The organism is Alcanivorax sp. HI0083, assembly GCF_001635175.1.
Genome location: NZ_LWFX01000472.1, coordinates 1 through 849 on the forward strand (window position 1 = coordinate 1; position 849 = coordinate 849).

Here is an 849-nt window from a genome sequence, read left to right on the forward strand (position 1 = left end):
CAGTATCGATTTCTCCACGACCTCGTTTGTGAAAGAAGTGGCCCGTGCCCGGACCTTTGGCTTTATGCGCGATATCGAGTTCCTGCGCAGCCAGAACCTGGCCCTGGGTGGCAGCGTGGATAACGCCATCGTGGTGGACGAGTATCGTATCCTCAACGAAGATGGCCTGCGTTATGACGACGAGTTCGTCAAACACAAGATGTTGGACGCCATTGGCGACCTGTATCTGCTGGGTCACAGTCTGATTGGCGAGTTCATCGGCCACAAATCCGGCCATGCACTCAACAATGCGCTGTTGCGGGAAATTCTCCGTCAGGAGGACTCCTACGAGGTGGTGACGTTCGAAGATGCCACCAATGCGCCTGTGTCCTATATGCGCCCTGTTCTGGCAGCAGAATAAGTGGCGGCAAAGTAGTAAAGAAAGAGGTTGGCCGCTTCGGGTCAGTATGATCCGGAAGGTGGCTGACTCTGGCCGAAGCGATTCGGCTGTACGTCGAAGCCCTGTTGGCCACCTGGCTGTCTCCCGCAGTCAGGTGGTTTTTCGTTTCAAGGGCGGAGAGATGGACGGTTAGTGTTCCTCAATCGGGCTCACCGCGGCTTGCCAGCCGCTGCAATGACGCTTTTAGCGCGTCATCCTCTATGGCTTCGGCCACAGCTTCGATGTGTCGAGCGCTTTCTCGGGCCAAATGCGGCCCCGCCGGCTTGCTGGCATGGTTATTGCTCGACATGGGTTGGCGTTTGCCGCCTACCACGATCTTGATTTGTTGCCCGGGCATGGCCTGTTGCAATTTCGGCAGATGAAAACGTAGTAGTTGCGCGGTGGCACTGGTTTCCGCGATGGCCAGCCAG

The 849-nt window shown here is 56.9% G+C and carries 2 protein-coding genes; one reads left to right on the plus strand and one right to left on the minus strand.

What is annotated here, in order from left to right; all coding sequences use genetic code 11:
• Window positions 1–400: UDP-3-O-acyl-N-acetylglucosamine deacetylase (locus A3754_RS04845; protein WP_197468466.1), on the plus strand; the 400-nt coding region annotated here is incomplete at its 5' end.
• 178 nt (window positions 401–578) lie between these two features.
• Here A3754_RS04845 and A3754_RS27260 read toward each other — a convergent pair.
• Window positions 579–849: hypothetical protein (locus A3754_RS27260; RefSeq protein ID WP_063518972.1), on the minus strand; the 271-nt coding region annotated here is incomplete at its 5' end.